The 17,032-nt window shown below is 57.3% G+C and carries 16 protein-coding genes; 10 read left to right on the forward strand and 6 right to left on the reverse strand.

The window, feature by feature from the left end; all coding sequences use genetic code 11:
* Window positions 1-2: 2 nt before the first annotated feature.
* On the reverse strand, window positions 3-218 hold the full coding sequence (locus F605_RS0108550) for an exodeoxyribonuclease VII small subunit (protein ID WP_022865458.1): 216 nt from the start codon (window positions 216-218) through the stop codon (window positions 3-5).
* Window positions 219-227: 9 nt separating this feature from the next.
* Window positions 228-1,496 (reverse strand): exodeoxyribonuclease VII large subunit, encoded by a 1,269-nt coding sequence (xseA, locus tag F605_RS0108555; RefSeq protein ID WP_022865459.1) that lies wholly within the window; start codon window positions 1,494-1,496, stop codon window positions 228-230.
* 77 nt (window positions 1,497-1,573) lie between these two features.
* Between xseA and F605_RS0108560 the strand changes: the two genes are divergently transcribed.
* The 7 genes from F605_RS0108560 to F605_RS11345 all read left to right on the forward strand — a co-directional run bounded on the left by F605_RS0108560 (window position 1,574) and on the right by F605_RS11345 (window position 10,160).
* Window positions 1,574-2,578, forward strand: a complete 1,005-nt coding sequence (locus F605_RS0108560) for a 4-hydroxy-3-methylbut-2-enyl diphosphate reductase (RefSeq protein ID WP_022865460.1) — start codon at window positions 1,574-1,576, stop codon at window positions 2,576-2,578.
* An 8-nt stretch (window positions 2,579-2,586) separates the two neighbouring features.
* Window positions 2,587-4,032: an alpha/beta hydrolase-fold protein gene (locus F605_RS0108565; protein ID WP_022865461.1), complete on the forward strand. Its 1,446-nt coding sequence runs from the start codon at window positions 2,587-2,589 to the stop codon at window positions 4,030-4,032.
* A 58-nt stretch (window positions 4,033-4,090) separates the two neighbouring features.
* Window positions 4,091-5,170 carry a redox-regulated ATPase YchF gene (ychF, locus tag F605_RS0108570; RefSeq protein ID WP_022865462.1) on the forward strand — a complete coding sequence of 360 codons (1,080 nt, stop codon included), beginning with the start codon at window positions 4,091-4,093 and terminating at the stop codon, window positions 5,168-5,170.
* Between the two features lie 20 nt (window positions 5,171-5,190).
* Window positions 5,191-6,702, forward strand: coding sequence for a recombinase family protein (locus F605_RS0108575; protein WP_022865463.1), 1,512 nt, complete (start codon window positions 5,191-5,193; stop codon window positions 6,700-6,702).
* Window positions 6,703-7,051: 349 nt separating this feature from the next.
* On the forward strand, window positions 7,052-8,908 hold the full coding sequence (locus F605_RS0108580) for an HsdM family class I SAM-dependent methyltransferase (RefSeq protein ID WP_024058955.1): 1,857 nt from the start codon (window positions 7,052-7,054) through the stop codon (window positions 8,906-8,908).
* Window positions 8,905-9,885: a restriction endonuclease subunit S gene (locus F605_RS0108585; protein WP_022865465.1), complete on the forward strand. Its 981-nt coding sequence runs from the start codon at window positions 8,905-8,907 to the stop codon at window positions 9,883-9,885. The genes F605_RS0108580 and F605_RS0108585 overlap by 4 nt, the downstream gene beginning before the upstream one ends.
* A 92-nt stretch (window positions 9,886-9,977) precedes the next feature.
* Complete coding sequence (locus F605_RS11345; protein WP_022865466.1) at window positions 9,978-10,160, forward strand: helix-turn-helix domain-containing protein; 183 nt, start codon at window positions 9,978-9,980, stop codon at window positions 10,158-10,160.
* On the opposite strand, the gene F605_RS11445 is transcribed toward F605_RS11345, so the two are convergent.
* On the reverse strand, window positions 10,157-10,342 hold the full coding sequence (locus tag F605_RS11445; RefSeq protein WP_156005365.1) for a hypothetical protein: 186 nt from the start codon (window positions 10,340-10,342) through the stop codon (window positions 10,157-10,159). The genes F605_RS11345 and F605_RS11445 overlap by 4 nt on opposite strands.
* On the opposite strand from F605_RS11445, the gene F605_RS0108595 reads away from it, so the two are divergent.
* The 3 genes from F605_RS0108595 to F605_RS0108605 all read left to right on the forward strand — a co-directional run bounded on the left by F605_RS0108595 (window position 10,331) and on the right by F605_RS0108605 (window position 12,173).
* A complete protein-coding gene (locus tag F605_RS0108595) occupies window positions 10,331-11,353 on the forward strand; it encodes a DUF4192 domain-containing protein (protein ID WP_022865467.1) in 1,023 nt (340 codons plus the stop codon). The two genes, F605_RS11445 and F605_RS0108595, sit on opposite strands and share 12 nt — an antisense overlap.
* Before the next feature lie 159 nt (window positions 11,354-11,512).
* Window positions 11,513-11,656 carry a hypothetical protein gene (locus F605_RS11475; protein WP_016456431.1) on the forward strand — a complete coding sequence of 48 codons (144 nt, stop codon included), beginning with the start codon at window positions 11,513-11,515 and terminating at the stop codon, window positions 11,654-11,656.
* A 91-nt stretch (window positions 11,657-11,747) separates the two neighbouring features.
* Window positions 11,748-12,173, forward strand: coding sequence for a single-stranded DNA-binding protein (locus F605_RS0108605; RefSeq protein WP_022865468.1), 426 nt, complete (start codon window positions 11,748-11,750; stop codon window positions 12,171-12,173).
* Between the two features lie 569 nt (window positions 12,174-12,742).
* Here the strand turns inward: F605_RS0108605 and F605_RS0108610 are convergent.
* From F605_RS0108610 to F605_RS0108620, 3 genes are all read right to left on the reverse strand, one after another.
* Window positions 12,743-14,074: a coiled-coil domain-containing protein gene (locus F605_RS0108610; RefSeq protein ID WP_027723731.1), complete on the reverse strand. Its 1,332-nt coding sequence runs from the start codon at window positions 14,072-14,074 to the stop codon at window positions 12,743-12,745.
* A gap of 1,534 nt (window positions 14,075-15,608) precedes the next feature.
* Window positions 15,609-15,902 (reverse strand): hypothetical protein, encoded by a 294-nt coding sequence (locus F605_RS0108615; protein WP_022865470.1) that lies wholly within the window; start codon window positions 15,900-15,902, stop codon window positions 15,609-15,611.
* Window positions 15,903-16,073: 171 nt separating this feature from the next.
* Window positions 16,074-16,382 (reverse strand): helix-turn-helix domain-containing protein, encoded by a 309-nt coding sequence (locus F605_RS0108620; protein ID WP_022865471.1) that lies wholly within the window; start codon window positions 16,380-16,382, stop codon window positions 16,074-16,076.
* Between the last annotated feature and the right edge of the window lie 650 nt (window positions 16,383-17,032).

Consider the following 17,032-nt stretch of genomic DNA (forward strand, 5'->3'; position numbering starts at 1 on the left):
GGCTATTCTGATTTCTTAGCCTGTTCCAAACGTTGCTTGGCCGCATCTAAGAAGGATTGGCAGTGACTTGCGAGTTGTTCCCCGCGCTCCCACACCTTCAAAGATTCCTCCAGGCCTAGCTTGCCCGACTCTAGCTGGGCAATCGCGGCCACCAACTGCTCACGTGCCTGCTCATAGGAAAGTTCTGCCACTGGAACTTCTATGTTTTCTTCACTCATCACTGCCTCCTAAGCTTTTTTCTGATTCGTACCAAAAACCTTGGTTACTGCGGTTCCGTCAGCGAAAATCGCCTCTAACAGATCCCCTTTGCTTACCTGCGATACCGATTTGATGACCCCACCAGCAGGCGAGCGCAAAATGCTATAGCCACGCTCTAAAATGCCTTGGGGAGAATAGGCTTTCAAAGCATCGCGCCATCCGCGCAGAGAAGTTAGCTGATTTTCCAGCTGGGTTTCAAAACGAAAACGCAGCCGCTGACCCTCTAGTGCCAAAGAATGTTCCTGAGCCGCAATAACCGCGCTAGGATCGGCCAGGACGGGGCGGGCGCGCAACTGGGCTAACTGCCCTAAATGTTGATCTAAGAGAGCGAGCATCTGGGTGCGCAAACGGGAGCGGGCGCCCTGGACCCCCAAAAATTCCTCCTGTAAATCCGGCACAATCCGTCGCGCCGCATCGGTAGGGGTAGACGCCCGATAGTCAGCCACGAAATCTAGCAGCGGCGCGTCCTCCTCATGGCCGATAGCGGAAACTATAGGGGTACGCGCCTGAGCCGCTGCCCGCACTAGGGATTCCTCGGAAAAAGGTAGTAGATCCTCGACCGCTCCGCCCCCGCGGGAAATCACAATTACCTCTACCTGGGGGAGGGAGTCTAGTTCGGCTAGCGCCCGAGTTACCTCCGCGGCGCAAGTAGGGCCTTGTACTGCCACTTCGCGAATTTCGAATTCGGCTAGTGGCCAGCGTGCCAAAGCATTCACCATTACGTCCTGTTTGGCTTTAGCATTGCGCCCCACAATCAAACCAATTTTGCGGGGAATCACCGGCAGGGGGTGCTTGTTTTCCTGGGCAAATAGACCTTCTGCGGCTAGTTTCTTGCGGAGCGCCTCAATCTGGGCAAGCAGGTTTCCTACCCCGACTGCGTGGACTTCCTTAGCCATCAGCGAAAGGGATCCTGAGCCCTCATAAAAATCGGGTTTGGCGTAAATAACTACCTGCGCCCCCTCGGAAAAATCTCCCCCGACTGAGTCCAGAACCGTAGGCCAACATTTCACCGTCATGGAAGTACTTTGGTTGGCGTCCCGCAGCACAAAGAAAGCCATGCGCGCGCCCGGACGCCGTTTATACTCCACAACCTGCCCGCTCACCCACAGCGGTGACATTCGGTTCACATATTTCTTGATATTAGCGGTCAGCAAAGATAACGGCCACGGGTTTTCCCGAGTGGTTTGGGCAGCCGTGGGAGCCAGCGGTGTTTGCGGACCCTGAGGATTTGTGCGCACCGCTTCATTCTACCCACAGGTACTGCCCAGTAGTCACCGGTTCGGCGGGAAGCAAAATACCTGAGTAGGATAGGGGCGTGGTAACTAAGAAGGTACTCTTGGCATCCCCGCGCGGTTACTGCGCGGGAGTAGATCGCGCAGTCGACGTAGTAGAAAAAGCCTTAGCGCTCTATGGAGCCCCAGTATATGTGCGTAAAGAGATCGTACACAACAAGTTTGTAGTGGAGCAGCTTAGCGCTAAAGGTGCGCGTTTTGTAACTGAGCTAGATGAAGTTCCCACCGGGGCGCGGGTAGTGTTTTCCGCCCACGGAGTATCTCCGGCGGTGCGCGAAGAAGCCAAGCGGCGGGGCCTGAAAACCGTAGATGCTACCTGTCCACTGGTGACTAAAGTTCACCGCGAAGCCCTGCGTTTTGCAAAGGCTGATTACGACATTGTGCTGGTAGGCCACGAAGGTCATGAGGAAGTCGAAGGTACCCAAGGGGAAGCCCCAGACCATATTCAAGTAGTAGGCGACCCCGAAAGCGTAAACCAAGTCCAGGTGCGCGACCCGGAAAAGGTGGTGTGGCTTTCTCAAACCACTTTAAGCCTTGATGAAACTAGAGAAACTGTAGATAAGCTGCGGGAACGATTCCCAGGGCTCAGCGATCCCCCCAGTGAGGACATTTGTTTCGCCACTCAAAACCGGCAGGGGGCAGTAAAAAAGATTGCGGAACAGGCCGAGGTAGTAGTGGTCGTAGGGTCAGCGAACTCCTCCAACTCGGTGCGGTTAAAAGAAGTAGCCGAAGTAGGCGGGGCTCAGCGCGCCTATCGCATTGATAAGGCCTTAGAGATGGAAGAGCTCTGGTTCGAAGGGGTAGAAACCGTGGGGCTAACCTCCGGTGCCTCCGTGCCTGAAGTGCTGGTAAAAGAGGTATTAGCACAGCTGGCGCAATGGGGATTTGCGGAAGTAAAGGAAGTGGAAACCGCTCAGGAAACCGTAACTTTCGCATTGCCTTTACCCTTGCGTAAAGAACTGACAGAAGCGGGAATCATAAAAACCAATAACCGCCGACGCACCAACGATCCGGGGCATACTTGTTAGAGGTAACCGTGCTGACTTCTATACCTTTCGTAGTTGCAATTTGCCTATTAGCTTTGGCATTAGTTTTTGCCTTACCTTTCCTGATCACAAAGTCGAAGTGGCAACTGAGCGCGATCGTAAAAGTGGTGGCAGTATCGCTGGTACAAGTAGTGGCGGCCGGGTTAGTTATCAATTTGCCGATGCAATACGTGTCCACTCCTACCGAGCTGTGGCAGATGCTTAGCAGCCAACAAAACACCAAGGTGAAAATTACTGATACCCAGCGGGGAAAACAGCTTAAAAACCGTGAGCCGGTTGCCTCAGAAAAAATAAATCCCTTAACCGCGCCCGCCTTACCTGGACAAGAAGAATGGATACCCCAGTTCAAACCCCGAGGAAAAGCCGGCGCAATCACCGTGTTCTCGGGACCAAAATCCGGGGTGAAAGAAAAAGTCATGGTGTGGACCCCTGAAGGCTATGACCCGGAAGACCGCAGCAAAACCTATAACGTAATAGAGTTCCTGCACGGTTACCCTGGTTCTCCAGTATCGGTCGCCCTCGCCCTCGATTTTTCTGGCAGCTTACAAAAAGCCATCGACAGGGGAGAGATCGCCCCGACCATCGCGGTGATCCCGGAAGGAAACGTAAACCTCAAAGCCCCCACCTGTGCAGATGTAGAGGGGAAGGCGCAAACTGCCACCTGGCTCAGTTTCGATATTCCCAAAATGGTGCGCTCTAGCTTCCCGAATGTATCCGATAAAAGAAAAGACTGGTTGATCACCGGGAACTCATCCGGGGCGTATTGTGCTGGGCGTCTAGGAATCGCCTATGGAGATGTTTTTGGTGCTAGCGCGATCCTCTCCGGTTACGATCAGCCGATTGTGGGGTCTTGGGGAGGGCACACCTCTGCTGCATTCGCGGAAAACACCCTGTCTAACCTGGTGGGTGAGTCCCGTCCTTGGCCCCTAAACATATATGTTTTTGGGGCACAAATGGATCGAGATTCTTTGCATTTAGCAAAAAATCTGGCGCGGGCTCCCTTTAAAAGCGGTGACCGGCTGCAGCTAAATATAAAAGCGGAGGGCGGGCACAACTGGGCAACCTGGCGTGAACAAATGCCGGATCTATACCGCTGGTGGGAACAGATACGTACCACTAAGGCACCGAGCAGCCTCCTGATAAAAGGGGCTGATTCTGCGCTCTTGCCCGAAACCACCCCGGGAGTATTTTCCTTAATGGGCTGGGGCACGATTATCGTTACTGCTTTAGTGGCTATTTTGGCTCTAGCCACGCTGATTCGCCGAGTACCGAAAGTGATGAAGGCTGGCACCCGCGTAGCCTATTTAAAGGCTCTCGTTGGATCGCTTGCTGCCATGATCTTGGTGATCATAGCGGTGATGCTGCCTATAAACCGGTGGGGGGAGTTCTACACCTCTGTCATGGAGATTGTGCGCACCATTGCCGGAGGAGCCTGAGCCTAGGATTTTTAGGGCCAGATTTCCTGCCGCTTTCGCCCTTCGATAGGGTAGAGGCGTGGCTTTAACAATTGGGATTGCAGGATTACCTAACGTTGGTAAATCAACTTTGTTCAATGCGCTTACCCGCGCAACCGTACTCGCCGCGAATTATCCGTTCGCGACTATCGACCCCAACGTGGGGGTAGTGCCGCTGCCGGATCCGCGATTGCAGAAACTGGCGGAAATGTTCCAGTCTGTCAAGACCGTGCCCGCCACGGTTTCTTTCGTAGATATTGCGGGAATCGTGAAAGGGGCTTCCCAGGGGGAAGGTCTGGGTAACCAGTTCTTAGCTAATATTCGGGAAGCTGACGCTATCTGCCAAGTCACCCGGGTATTTAGCGACCCGGACGTGGTGCACGTAGACGGCAAGATCGATCCCGCCTCCGATATTGAAACTATCTCTACCGAGCTAATCCTGGCTGACCTGCAGACTCTAGAAAAAGCAGTGCCACGGCTAGAAAAGGAAATCCGCGGGCGTAAAACTCCGCCAGAGGTGCTAGCGGAAGTAAAGAAAGCACAAGCGATATTAGAGGACGGTCAGCTGCTATCAGCGCATAAAGAGCTGGATAAAGAGCTACTAAAAGAATTCCAGTTAATGACCGCGAAGCCGTTTATCTATGTGTTCAATATGGATGCCGAGCAGGTACTGGATCAAGGCCAGCGCCGCGAACTCGAAAACTTGGTAGCGCCAGCGAAAGCGATTTTCTTAGATGCCCAGTTCGAGGCCGATCTAGTGGAACTGGATGAAGAGGACGCCCGGGAAATGCTGGAAGAATCCGGGCAAAGCGAATCCGGCCTCGACCAGCTAGCCCGGGTAGGCTTCGATACTTTGGGGCTGCAAACCTACCTGACCGCCGGGGAAAAAGAAGCCCGTGCCTGGACAATCCATAAAGGCTGGACCGCTCCCCAAGCCGCCGGGGTAATCCATAGTGATTTTGAACGTGGCTTCATTAAAGCCGAGATTATTGGCTTTGACGAGTTAGTGGAACTCGGGTCGATCCACGCCGCCCGCGATGCGGGAAAGCTGCGCCAAGAGGGCAAAGAATACGTAATGCAAGACGGAGACGTAGTGGAGTTTCGTTTCAATGTAACCTGAGGCGCGCTAGTGTTAGCGGCATGACAACACGTGCTGCTATTTACCTCCGTATCTCGCTCGATGCTGCCATGGACGGCCTCGCCATCGACCGGCAGCGCCAGGACTGCGAAGCCCTTGCCGAGCAACGCGGCTGGGACGTCGTGCATACCTACGTCGATCAGTCGATCTCCGCGTCGAAGAAGGACGTGGACCGCCCCGACTACGACGCGATGGTGGCGTCCTTTGAGCGCGGCGAGATCGACGCGATCATTTGCTGGGACCTCGACCGCCTCACACGGCAGCCCTGGCAGCTCGAAGAGTGGATCGACAGGGCAGAGGAGCAGGGGCTGAAACTCGTCACTGCGAACGGTGATGCTGACCTTGCCACCGACGGCGGCAGAATGTACGCGCGCATCAAAGCAGCCGTGGCACGCGGCGAGATCGAGCGAAAGAGCATGCGCCAGTCTCGTGCGCAACAGCAACGCGCCGAGCAGGGCCGCTGGTACTCCGGCGGTGTGCGCCCTATCGGCTACACCTCCACCGGCGAGATCATTCCATCCGAAGCCGCCGCCGTGCTCGGTATGTTCCGCGCTGTCGAGAGGGGCAACTCCATGCGCGACATCGCACGCGCCTTATCTGGGGTCGATCAGCCAGGCTTGCCGGATATCCCGACCACGCCGCGCCATATGCACACCGTGGTCACAGAGCGCAACGCTCGACGCCGCGCTGAAGGCCAGGAAGAAAAGCCGGTTCCCGACGCGCAGCCGTGGGCCTACACGTCGTTGCACTCGATCCTGCGCAACCCCGTGTATGCGGGTTACTCCACTTATAAGAAGGCCAAGCGCAAAGGCGTGAAGAACAAATACCGCCGTGTCACGCATATCGTCCGCGACCCCGATACCGGCGAGCCGGTGAAAGGGCAGTGGGAGCCGATCGTCACACCCGATCTGTGGTGGCGCGTGCAGAACGTGCTCGATGATCCCGACCGGCTGACCAACAAGGAGCGGCGTAATACTCGCCGCCATCTTGGCTCGGGTCTGTATGTCTGCGACGAGTGTGGCAATCCCGTGCGCACGCATGCCGACCGCTACCGCTGCGCCGCCTGTGGCTTAGTGCGCACGCATAGCGTCGATGATTTTGTGCTCGCCGTGATCCGCGCCCGCCTTGGTCGTGACGACCTAGCAGACCTGTTGCCGACTGCGGATGACGACGAGGTCGACGCCATCGACGACGAACTCGCTGAGCTTCGCGCAAAGCTCGCCCGCGTCCAGGCTGACTACGACGAGGAGCTTATCGAGGCCCGTGACCTCAAGCGCGCGCGAAACCGTTATGAGCCGCAGATCGAGAAACTCGAAACGCGCCGTGCCCGCCTTGCTGGCGCATCGGCGCTGCTCGACACAACCGGCTACGCCTCGCCCGTGGACGCCTTCGACAACGCAGAGCTTGCCGTGCAGCGCCGTGTCATCAACACCCTGTGCCAGGTGCGCCTGCGCCGTGGCGTGCGCGGAAGCAAGACCTTTAACCCCGAATCAGTCCAGATCGTGTGGAACTAGGTTGCAGTGTGTGACACGTCAACAATCGCGCGCATGTGCTGCGACGCGCGACGCTCCTACGAAGGAACGCCACGGAGCCGGCAGTTCGGGGGAGATCTGCCTTCGTGTATCGGGGGTGACACTGCTCAACCGTGGCGTTCGGGGAAAGTATTACACGACTGTTTCCACCCCGCATGTCGAGCGCCGAAAGCAAGAACCCGGGTTGTACGGTAGCGGTAATTTGCGTTTTTGTTACACGCCGCGTTTCACGCAACGATCCCGGGCGGCTTCGCATCCTGCCATGTGTACATCGTTACATCTCAGGGGCGAGATGTGGAGGATCGGCCAGACTTGGATAGGGAGTGCCCGCATGGCAAACGAGCGGATTACAGAAGACTTAGTCGATGAAAAGCTCCGCAACCTCGGATATTACGAGGATGCAGAGAAGATCATCGTTGAGAAGCAGCAATCCGCCATTGAGCTGGTTCGCAAGTCTTTGTCGAAGGCGTCGAAAACTGGCGGCGGCGGTGGTGGTTTCCCGGAGTTCATCATCACTGCCCCCGACACCCCCGACATGATCGTGGTTATCGAGTGCAAGGCAGAGACACGTTGGCACGAGTCGGAAAATCGTGATCGCCCTAAAGACTTCGCGGTTGACGGTGTTCTGCACTACGCAAGTTTTCTGACACACAAATACACCGTGATCTCGATTGCAGTCTCGGGCACGCCTGCACATAGTGAATGGTCCTTCTTTGTCACCACCAAAGGAGAGAAGGAAGCACGCCCGCTTAAGGCCCCGAGCGGTGCAGCGATTACCGAACTTGTCAGCCTTGATGACCTCATTACCGCCGCATCGTTCGATCCTTCTGTTCAGGCAAAGCGAACAAAAGACCTCATTTCGTTCTCTCAGGAAATGCACGCTTTCATGAGGGATGAAGCGGAGCTAGAAGAGAAAGAGAAGCCTCTCGCCGTCGCGGGTAGCCTAATCGCGCTCAACGACCCTGTCTTTGCAAAGACCTACGAAGCATATGGTGCGAAAGACTTGCCCGACTTCTGGATGCAAACGATCCAGAAAGTCATCGGGTCTGCGCAAATCCCGTTCGCCAAGATAACGAACATGACCCAGCCGTTTACTGGCATCCAAGTGCACCCAGAGCTGGGTAAAGCTACCAAAGCCTATCCGCAGGGCTTGTTACACGAAATCGTGACCCTGCTTGCGGAGAAGGTGCTGCCCTTTATCACCGTTTATCACGACTTCGACGTTGTGGGAGCTTTCTACGGTGAGTTCCTGAAGTACACAGGCGGTGACGGCAAAGGGTTGGGGATTGTACTCACGCCGAAGCACATCACTGAGCTGTTTAGCCTGCTTGCCAACGTCGATAAGGACAGCATCGTGCTTGACACCTGCGCTGGTACTGGAGGCTTCCTAATCTCGGCAATGAACCAGATGGTCCGTACTGCGATCACGCAAGACGAGATTGAGTCGATCAAGAAAAACCAACTGATCGGCGTCGAACAAAACCCGAGCATGTACGCCCTAGCGGCTTCAAACATGATCCTGCGCGGTGACGGGAAGGCCAACCTCTACCAAGGGTCTTGTTTTGACACCGCCATCACCAAAGGCGTCAAGTCCCACAAAGCGACAGTTGGTTTGATTAACCCGCCTTACGCCAAAACTAAGGAAGACCTGCACGAGCTGCGATTCGTGGAACACATGCTTGATTGTCTCACTCCCGGGGCGATCGGTATTGCCATTGTCCCTATCTCGTGCGCAACTGCGCCTAGCATCCGCAAGCGCAGCCTCCTGAAGAACCACACACTGGAAGCAGTCATGTCAATGCCACCGGAAGTCTTTTACCCGGTTGGTGTCGTCACTTGTGTGATGGTGTTTACTGCACACATTCCACATGAAAGATCTGACCGGAAAAGCTGGTTTGGTTATTGGCGCGAAGACGGGTTCGTCAAAATTAAGAATCTCGGCCGCGTCGATCGAAATGGAACCTGGCCAGAGATACGCGACCACTGGGTTGAGATGTTCCGTAATCGAGAAGTCAAGCCTGGTGAATCTGTCATGCAAAAGGTGGATGCCGAGGATGAATGGGTCGCGGAAGCTTACATGGAAACGGACTACTCGACTCTTACCCAGTCGGACTTCGAGAAGGTCCTTCTCGACTACGCACTGTTCACCTTGCGCGGGGTCGATATCGAAGAAGGCGGGGACGCGTGACTCGCCAACCTTTAGGTGACCTATTTCATGTTGAGTACGGAAACAAACTCGACATGAACAAGATGACACCAACCGATCCACGGACAGGCATCGCATTTGTAGGACGAGTGGGTGGCCTGAACGGAAAATCAGGTGTCTCCGGGTACGTCGAGGCACTACCTGACCTGACCCCTTATCCCACAGGTTTAATCACAGTTGCCCTCGGAGGGTCGCGACTGCTGTCTTCCTATGTTCAGCAGCGCCCGTTCTATACAGCTCAGAACGTGGCAGTCCTTCGTCCAAAGCGAGACACCATGAGTCTCAACGAGCGTCTCTTCTACGCGATGTGTATTCGCAAGAACGCCTTTCGTTATAGCGCTTTCGGAAGGGAAGCAAACCGCACTCTAGCGACTATTGAGGTTCCCACCGAGATACCCGATTGGGTCGAAATTAGTGAGGTTCCGACTCATGAGGGGCTTCGGGCAGCTACAGGCGATCCCGTGGCTTTGACCGACCCCAGTGGCTGGTGCGATTTCCCGATAGAACAGCTATTTGAGATCAAGAAGGGTAAGCGAGTCACCAAAGCAAATAGGCAACCGGGAACAACACGTTTCATAGGTGCTTCGGACAGTAACAATGGGATTACCGATTGGAGCGCGCTTGAACCACTCTTCCCCGCAGGGACCATCACAGTTCCCTACAACGGATCGGTTGGTTATTCCTTCTACCAGGATCAACCGTACTTCGCCTCAGACGACATTCAGGTGTTAATCCCTAAACAAGAAGTGTCCTACTGGGCAATGCTGTTCATCTCAACCATGATTCGTCACGAGAAGGACCGATTCACGTATGGGTATAAGTGGAATTTGGCTCGAATGAGGAAGATGACACTTCGGTTGCCAGCTGCACCAACCGGGAAGCCTGACTGGGATTACATGGAAGGCTTTATGCAAGGATTACCGTTTTCTGCCGCGATCACTGGTGAGGTGGGTGTCTAACGCTCATCGGTTACGCCTACGTTCCAACCTCCAAGCAGAGACAGTAGCTCGACACTCAGCGTGACCTTCTTGTCCAGCGCACCCGTGAGGGCGTGGCGCACGCCCGCGCCCAGGGCAGGGTCGCCGGCCCCAAACCGAAGCTCGACCAAGAACAAGCCCAGATCGCCAAGGAGCTTATTGAGGGCGGCAAGTCCGTCAGTGCAGTAGCCAGGACATTCAACGTCTCGCGGCCGACGATCTATCGCGCTCTCAAGCGCATCGAAGCCGACGCCTAAGCACAGGCTGCGTCGCTAGCGCTCGCACCCGGCGAGAAGGCACCAGGCTGCGCTAGCGACGCCCGGCGCACAAAGGCACTGTACTGCTGGGATACGCCTGCGACCGGCAGAGCCGGGCCGAATACGGGATTGACCACATACACCCCGTATTCGTGCAAAGGAGCACTGCCATGTCCACTCATTCCCACACGCTTGCATCTCACGGCGAGATCCTTGCGAACCTCCCCGGCATCCTCGGCTTCTACCCGAACAACTCGCTGATCCTCGCGTTCTTCGTCGACGACGAGGGCGTCGACACCGTCCGCCTCGGCCCGGTCGCACGGTTCGACCTGGACGAGGCCGTGGAGAAGCTCAACGAGAGCCGCGAGCGGTTCGCAGCGTGGGTCCACCACCTCGAACTCGACGCAGTTATCGCGTACATGATCAGCGATGACATTGCGCAACCGGTCTTCGACGAGACGGCCACGTACCTCACCAGCGGGGCAGTGCACCTACCGCCGCTGCTCGGGGTGGTGCAGGTGCCCGAAATCGTCACCGGGGCCGCGTGGTGGTCTGTGTACCAGCATCCGCTCATCGACGAGCCACGCCACGGCGTTGTCGGCGAGGTCGCCGCATCGGCGGCGCTTCAGCAGATGCTAGAGCACACCGGAGAGCTGCCGGAGCCGAGCAAAGACGACATCGAAGCACGGTTGAACAGCACCGATCACGGCATCGACGCTGCCGAGCACGCCGACATCATCGAAGACGCGCTGGCGTATATCCCGCCCATGTTCGCGGACGTGCTGCAGCGTGAATACGAGCAGGCGGCGGCAGGGATCACCCAGCCGAGCACTCGCGCTGTTCGATCCGCGCTGAAATGCTTCACCACGCCGCGCTTGCGAGACACGCTGCTCGCAGCGCTGCTCGATGACCCGCAGGCGGGCCTACGGTTCGCGGAGCAGGTTATGCGTGCTGTCCCGACCAGCTGGCCAGGGATGCGCGCGCAGCTCACCGCAACTGTTGCCGTGCTTGCGCACGCCACAGGCCAGCCGGGGCTAGCTGGCGTGGCTGCGCAGCGAGCCACCGAGATCGGGCCAGACGAGAACTTCCCGTCGTTGGTCGCGAAGCTGACAGACATCGGCCAAGGCGAGCGGATGGTTGAACTCGTCCGCGAGGGCGCCGAGAAGACCCGCACGATCTTGTTCACCGAGTAGCACCACACACCCCGTTGCAGCGATGCAACGGGGTTTCTTTTTCTCGCGGGGCCGTGGCCTGCAGAGATGCACACCTAGCGGGGCGGGGGAGAACCCCCTAGACAGCAGAGCTGTCTCCAACAGACGGATTGACCATCAATCCGAACAAGGAGGCACGTGATGCGCGACATCACCCACACCGACCTGGAACTGCTCTACCAGCTCGCCGACGGCATCGACGGCGAGGACGCCGATCCGGGCGCAGCACAAGAACTGCGCGACCTAGAGGCGGCAGGCACACCGCTGCCCTGGGCAGTGCTGTAACGACAGCGCAACCACCCCGCAGCAGCAAAGCAGCTGCTTCAACACCCAAATTGCACGGCAATTCACACCCACTCACGTAAGGAGAACCATCATGTCCAACCCCTTCAACAACGGCACCATCGTCGGCAACGCAGCTCGCGCACCGAAGCTGTTCGAGCACGCAAACGGTGGCGCGACGGTGAAACTCAGCGTCTATGCGCGCAACACCTTCAAGAACAAGGCCACCGGCAAGGTGGAAAGCGAGATCGTGGAGCTGACCGGCTACGTCCAGGACGCCGCGAACCCCGGTGTGTTCGGCTGCATCGGCTCCGGCGATCGCGTTGCGGTGAGCTACTCGCTCAAGACCGACGTCTACACCGACAAGGACGGTGTGAAGCAGTACCCGCTGGTGGCGCGCATCGACACGGTGCAGCTGATCGATTCCAAGAAGGAGTCCGCTGCTCGCGCTGCCCGTCGCGGAGGCGAGGCGGCGACCGCCGCCCTGGCTGGCGCTGAGGGCGAAGAAGTACCGTTCTAACTACGAAACCCCGCAGGGAAACCTGCGGGGTTATTTTTTCAACCATTTCACACGCCAATTTGCTGCGAATCACTTGTGCAGTTTTACGGTGCAGTGGTGCGGTGCTTTTACTGGCGTTTCTGCTGCGCAACTCACTGCACTATGTAGTGTCTGTGACATTTCATTAACACGTAGGTTGCACTGTGTATTGGGCACCCATTTCATCGACACGTTTACTGCGCAATCAAATGCCCTGTCACTTTAATGACATGTGAATTGGGCAGTGAAGTGGTTTGTCATCCTATTGACACCTTTACTACGCAACAGAATGACAACGACATTCTGTCGGCCCTTCTACGGACATCTCTTCTGCGCAGCACATGCCCCGTCGTACACACCGACGTGCTGCGCACTATCTCCGCCACTCAACAGGCCAATTCACTGCGCAACGTAGTGACACCGGCCCCGCCTAGCCGAGATTTCTTCGATTTTCGCTGAATATCAGCCGTTTACCCGCCGCCAATGACCTACGACGCCGACGGCCCCCTGTTAGGCCCGCAGAAGGCCGTACAGGGCAGGGGAGAGCAGTGCTACAACTCCATACCGCCATCACGATCACGCTGCTGTTGCTGCTGGCGGCGCTTCTCGATGCGCTCGCGTGCACGCTGCTGCGCCCCGCCCTTCTTGCCTGAGGTCTGCGACTGCCTGAACAGCGTGTAACGCTCAAGCAACTCTGGGCTGCGATGCAGTTCTTGCACCAGGAACTTCTTATCCAAGTGCTCCAACTGTTGTCCTGACTTCACCGCTTCTTCGATGATGATGGCGGCTTCATCTTCGGCGTCCGTGTGCGCGTTGCGGCGGATCTGATCAGCCTCATCGCGGGCATCCTTGCGCGTTACTGCAGCGTCGCGTGTGGCCTCGTCGCGGATGCTCGTGGCCTCATCTCGTGCTTTGCTGCGGATCGTCTCGGCGTCGCGCTCAGCCTGCTTACGGGCCTCGTCGGTCTTGCGAGTGATCGTCTCTGCTTCGCTGCGAGCTGCGGCTGTAATATCGCCCGCCTTGGCCCGCGCAGTCTCTTCGGCTCGTTCGAGCAGCTCGTCTGCTTGCGCTTCGGCCAGGCCCAACTCCTGCTCAGCATCCTTGCGTGCTTCGCTGCGGATCTCTTCGGCTTCTTGCTCGGCCTTCTCGCGTGCTTCCTTGAGCACACGCTCGGCAACCTCGCGAGCCTGTGCTTCAGCATTCTCCTGTACGCGCTGGGCTGCTTCGCGGGCTTCTTGCGCCTGTTCAAGTTCCTTAGCAGCCTGCTCGCGGTCACGATCAATTGCGTCCATGTCGCGCTGCACGGATCGCTTCTTGACTTCCACATCATCCTCGCGCTTGGCGAGATCGCGCTCCCGGTCTTGTTGCTCGGTGTAGCGGTCGAGGTTGAGTGACTCGTCATGACGTTCGGAGACTTCTAGTTCCACCGGATAGCCGAGCGAGTGCATGTGTTCGCGCAGGCCCCGTTGCGCGTCGATGAACTTCTGGTTACCCGAGATCTGCTTGCCCTTCTTCGGGCCGGATGTGTACCGCACTGAGGTGTCAGTGTTGTACGCGATGCCGGGGCGGCAACGGAGCTTGTCGGGATCTTCGGGCTTCGGTGAGAACGTATCCGCCTGGAACTGGATGTGTGGCGTTGATTCGTCAAAGTTCATATCACCGCCAGCGACTGCGTCGATACCGCCGGGAATGAAGTTCTCGGCGAGCCAACGCATTGACTCTTCGGGGTACTTCTTTGCTTCTTCGTAGTCGCGGGCGACATAGCGCGGACGTTTCACTTCGCGCCCGTCCACCTCACTGGTGTAGTAGTCGGGGATCTCCTTGCACATCGACTTCGGCAGATACACGACGAACAGCGACGTCTCGAAACTGTTCTTCTGCACGCACACTCCGTCCATCCGAGGCGTACAAAACTGCCACGGGGCCGTACAGCCGCTGCCACAAAGATGAACCAATCGAGTCGCGGCGCTACACATTTGCATCAACAGCTGCCGCTGGATCTGCTGCGAGCGGGCGCTCGCGAAACACACGTCGCTGGCGGTGCTCATCACATGCGCTGTCGCGCATATGGCCGCCGCGAACGTGATACGTCTGCACCGATAGTGTGTCTGTTGCACGGGCCGATATGGAGTGTGTTAACCAGGCCCGTTTCTCAACACCCGCAGCAGCATCAACACCGCCTTGCGGCGGATGGCTCGCTGCGGGATTTTCACCACCCTGCAATGACCGCCTGACGGCGGTACCAGAGTGCAGGGTGGAGCTGTGCGCACCACGTAAACGATGTCGGTCTTGCCGTGCGGTTAGACACCTTGCGCTCGCAGGCTCGCTGCAGGTGTCTCGATGACGCGGGAAGACGCCGCAAGCGGCGTTTCCACCCGTCATCGGCCCTTACTTTAAGACCGACATACAACGGCTGACGCCGCATGTGGTGCGCACAGCGTGGCGACCTGCAGGTTTTGCGTAGGCACCATGTGCGCTTCGCGCATCAACGGGCCGTTTCGGGTAAGGGTCGAAGACCACTTTAAGACCCGAAACACGCAGGTCGCAGCCCCCTTCTGTGTCAAAACCCCTATATGTTTGTCGTTATAGGGGTAGAAGGGGGAAAAGGGCATAAGGGGGTGCGACGCCTCCGCTGCGCTCCGGCGCTCGGCATAGCCGAGGCACTGCACCGGGTATTACTACTCGCTGGCGCTCGCATAACCCGGTGCCCGGCGCTGGCGCGCCGCCCCTTACAGCCCCAGTCTCAGACCTCGCTCGCTCGGTCTGGCTGGGTCTACCTTTCCCTCCGCTGCGCTCCGGTCAAGGTGCCCAATAGTGCAGCTGACGCTGCACCTTGTGTGATGACCCATGCTTTACGTCACGACACTGCTGGCAATCCGATATATCTTGTCGATATACATTCGGATATGCCAGCATCGATGTGTCGTGTTTGGGTCATCACGAAACGCTCCATCACGGCAAGCCTGCCGAGATGGATATTGGCGTATCTCACGACGCGTCCATGATGCGGCGTCCGCCGCATACCATCTGCCGTCGCGGTTGCATCTTCAGCAGCACAGCTGCTGAAATCTGCTCTGTCCACGCTGCTGTCTTTGCTGCACCCACGGCCCCGTCTTCGGCATATTTCAAGTCCACACAAGACTATGCCGGCCAGAACCGCGCATAACAGCAGCGCGACATACCGCCAGCCATGTGGCGGATGATCCAGGCGACGGGGCAGACGTGTATATGCCCCGTCGCCGATACCGGCGCAAGCATCGTGACAGTGTCACGTGTAGCGGTGCCGCAGCCACCCGCACACACGCGAAAACCCCGCCCTTGCGAGCGGGGTGTGTGGCGACATCAAACGTGACGGCTGTACGTCGTCACGCCGCGTGGCCGTACACACATGAGGTGATTGCGTGTACGGCTAAAGGGTTAGTCGGGTACAACTTCTAGATGCCGCTTCGGCTTACTGCCCTCGGTGCTCTCAGGCTTATTGCCGTCACCGTTCTTAGTCGTATTGCCGTCACCGTTCTTCGGCGTATCGCCGTCATCTTCGGTCCCGGCGGGCTTGTCGTCGTCGAGTTTCACCTCGAACTCTTTGGCGTACTTGCGCAACTGCGCAAGACGCTCCTTTGCTGCTTTGTGTGCACGGCGCGCCTCGTTCACGGAATCTTTTGCTCGCTGCTCATCGCGGAGCGCGGCTGCGTAATCGTCTCTGAAAGACATGGTTTGTTCTCCTTGATTGAGTGAATTCTTTGTTTGGGCTCGGGGCACGACGGTGGAGCGCGCGTGTGTTGTAGCACGACCATCACCCATCAGCCCTCGCACTCAGCTCAAGACCCAGCCTGGCTAGCTGAGCTAAGCGGCGGGATCTCGTCGTAGGTGGGTTTGTCCGCACTAGTGCTTCGCACCACCCAGCACCGTGACGAGCTGCTGGCGCTGCTCATCTGTCAGTTGGGGCGCTGCATCCACGACGGCATCGACGAAGCCGTCAAATAGCTGCGGGGCAGGGCGGCGTGCGGCCGCGAGGTAGGCGTCGAGATCGTCTTGGCGAATCCGATAGGCGGTGCCGAAACGGTGGAATGAAAGACGGCCCTCTTTAATAGCTTTTCGCAACGTGGACTCAGAGCCGACACCGAGATCGGTGAGTTCTTGCAGCGTGTAAAAGCGTGGCGCGACAGCGGTAGTCGTGTCCTTTTCGGACATAGAAAAACGCTCCTGGGCAGATTGATCTGTCCCGGAGCGGGGTGCTTTACCGGCTTGCTATTCAGGCGGCTTGGAGTGCCGTGCTCAACTCGCTAGAACGGTGGTCTGCCGTCCCATTGCTTTACGGGAGCGCTTACTCCCTACCTGACCGCTTTTGTGGTTGGCAATGCCGTTGCCAACCGGTCTATCTCGTCGGAGGAACCGCGCCTATCACGGTCGAGAGACTATCTCTTTGTGAATTATCCTCGGGGTTATCCCCCGTATGCGGCTGGCTAGACCAGAAACGAATTAAAACGCCACATACGGTCTAGAGGCCATCGTACGAAACTTATGCGTCGCGCACAATAGCCTGCGACCTGAACTTTAAAGACAGATCCGAGTACGTCTCTACACGCCACGTGACACGGCTGGGGTGTTGTGGTGGGGCAGCTGTTGTGTGGCGGCATGGTGACACGCAAGGGGCGCGCCTTTTTGTGACCTGTGACACGTCTGTAGTGTGCTCGTTTCGTAGTTTTGGCCTCGTTTCGTAATTTGCCGATCAAAATACGAAAAAAATACGAAACGCTCTACCTGCGGTTTCGTGATTTCCGCAAACGAAAAGAACAAAACTACGAAACACGCGATAACGCTGTGACCTGCATAGACACGTC

The organism is Varibaculum cambriense DSM 15806, from assembly GCF_000420065.1.
GTDB classification, from domain to species: domain Bacteria; phylum Actinomycetota; class Actinomycetes; order Actinomycetales; family Actinomycetaceae; genus Varibaculum; species Varibaculum cambriense.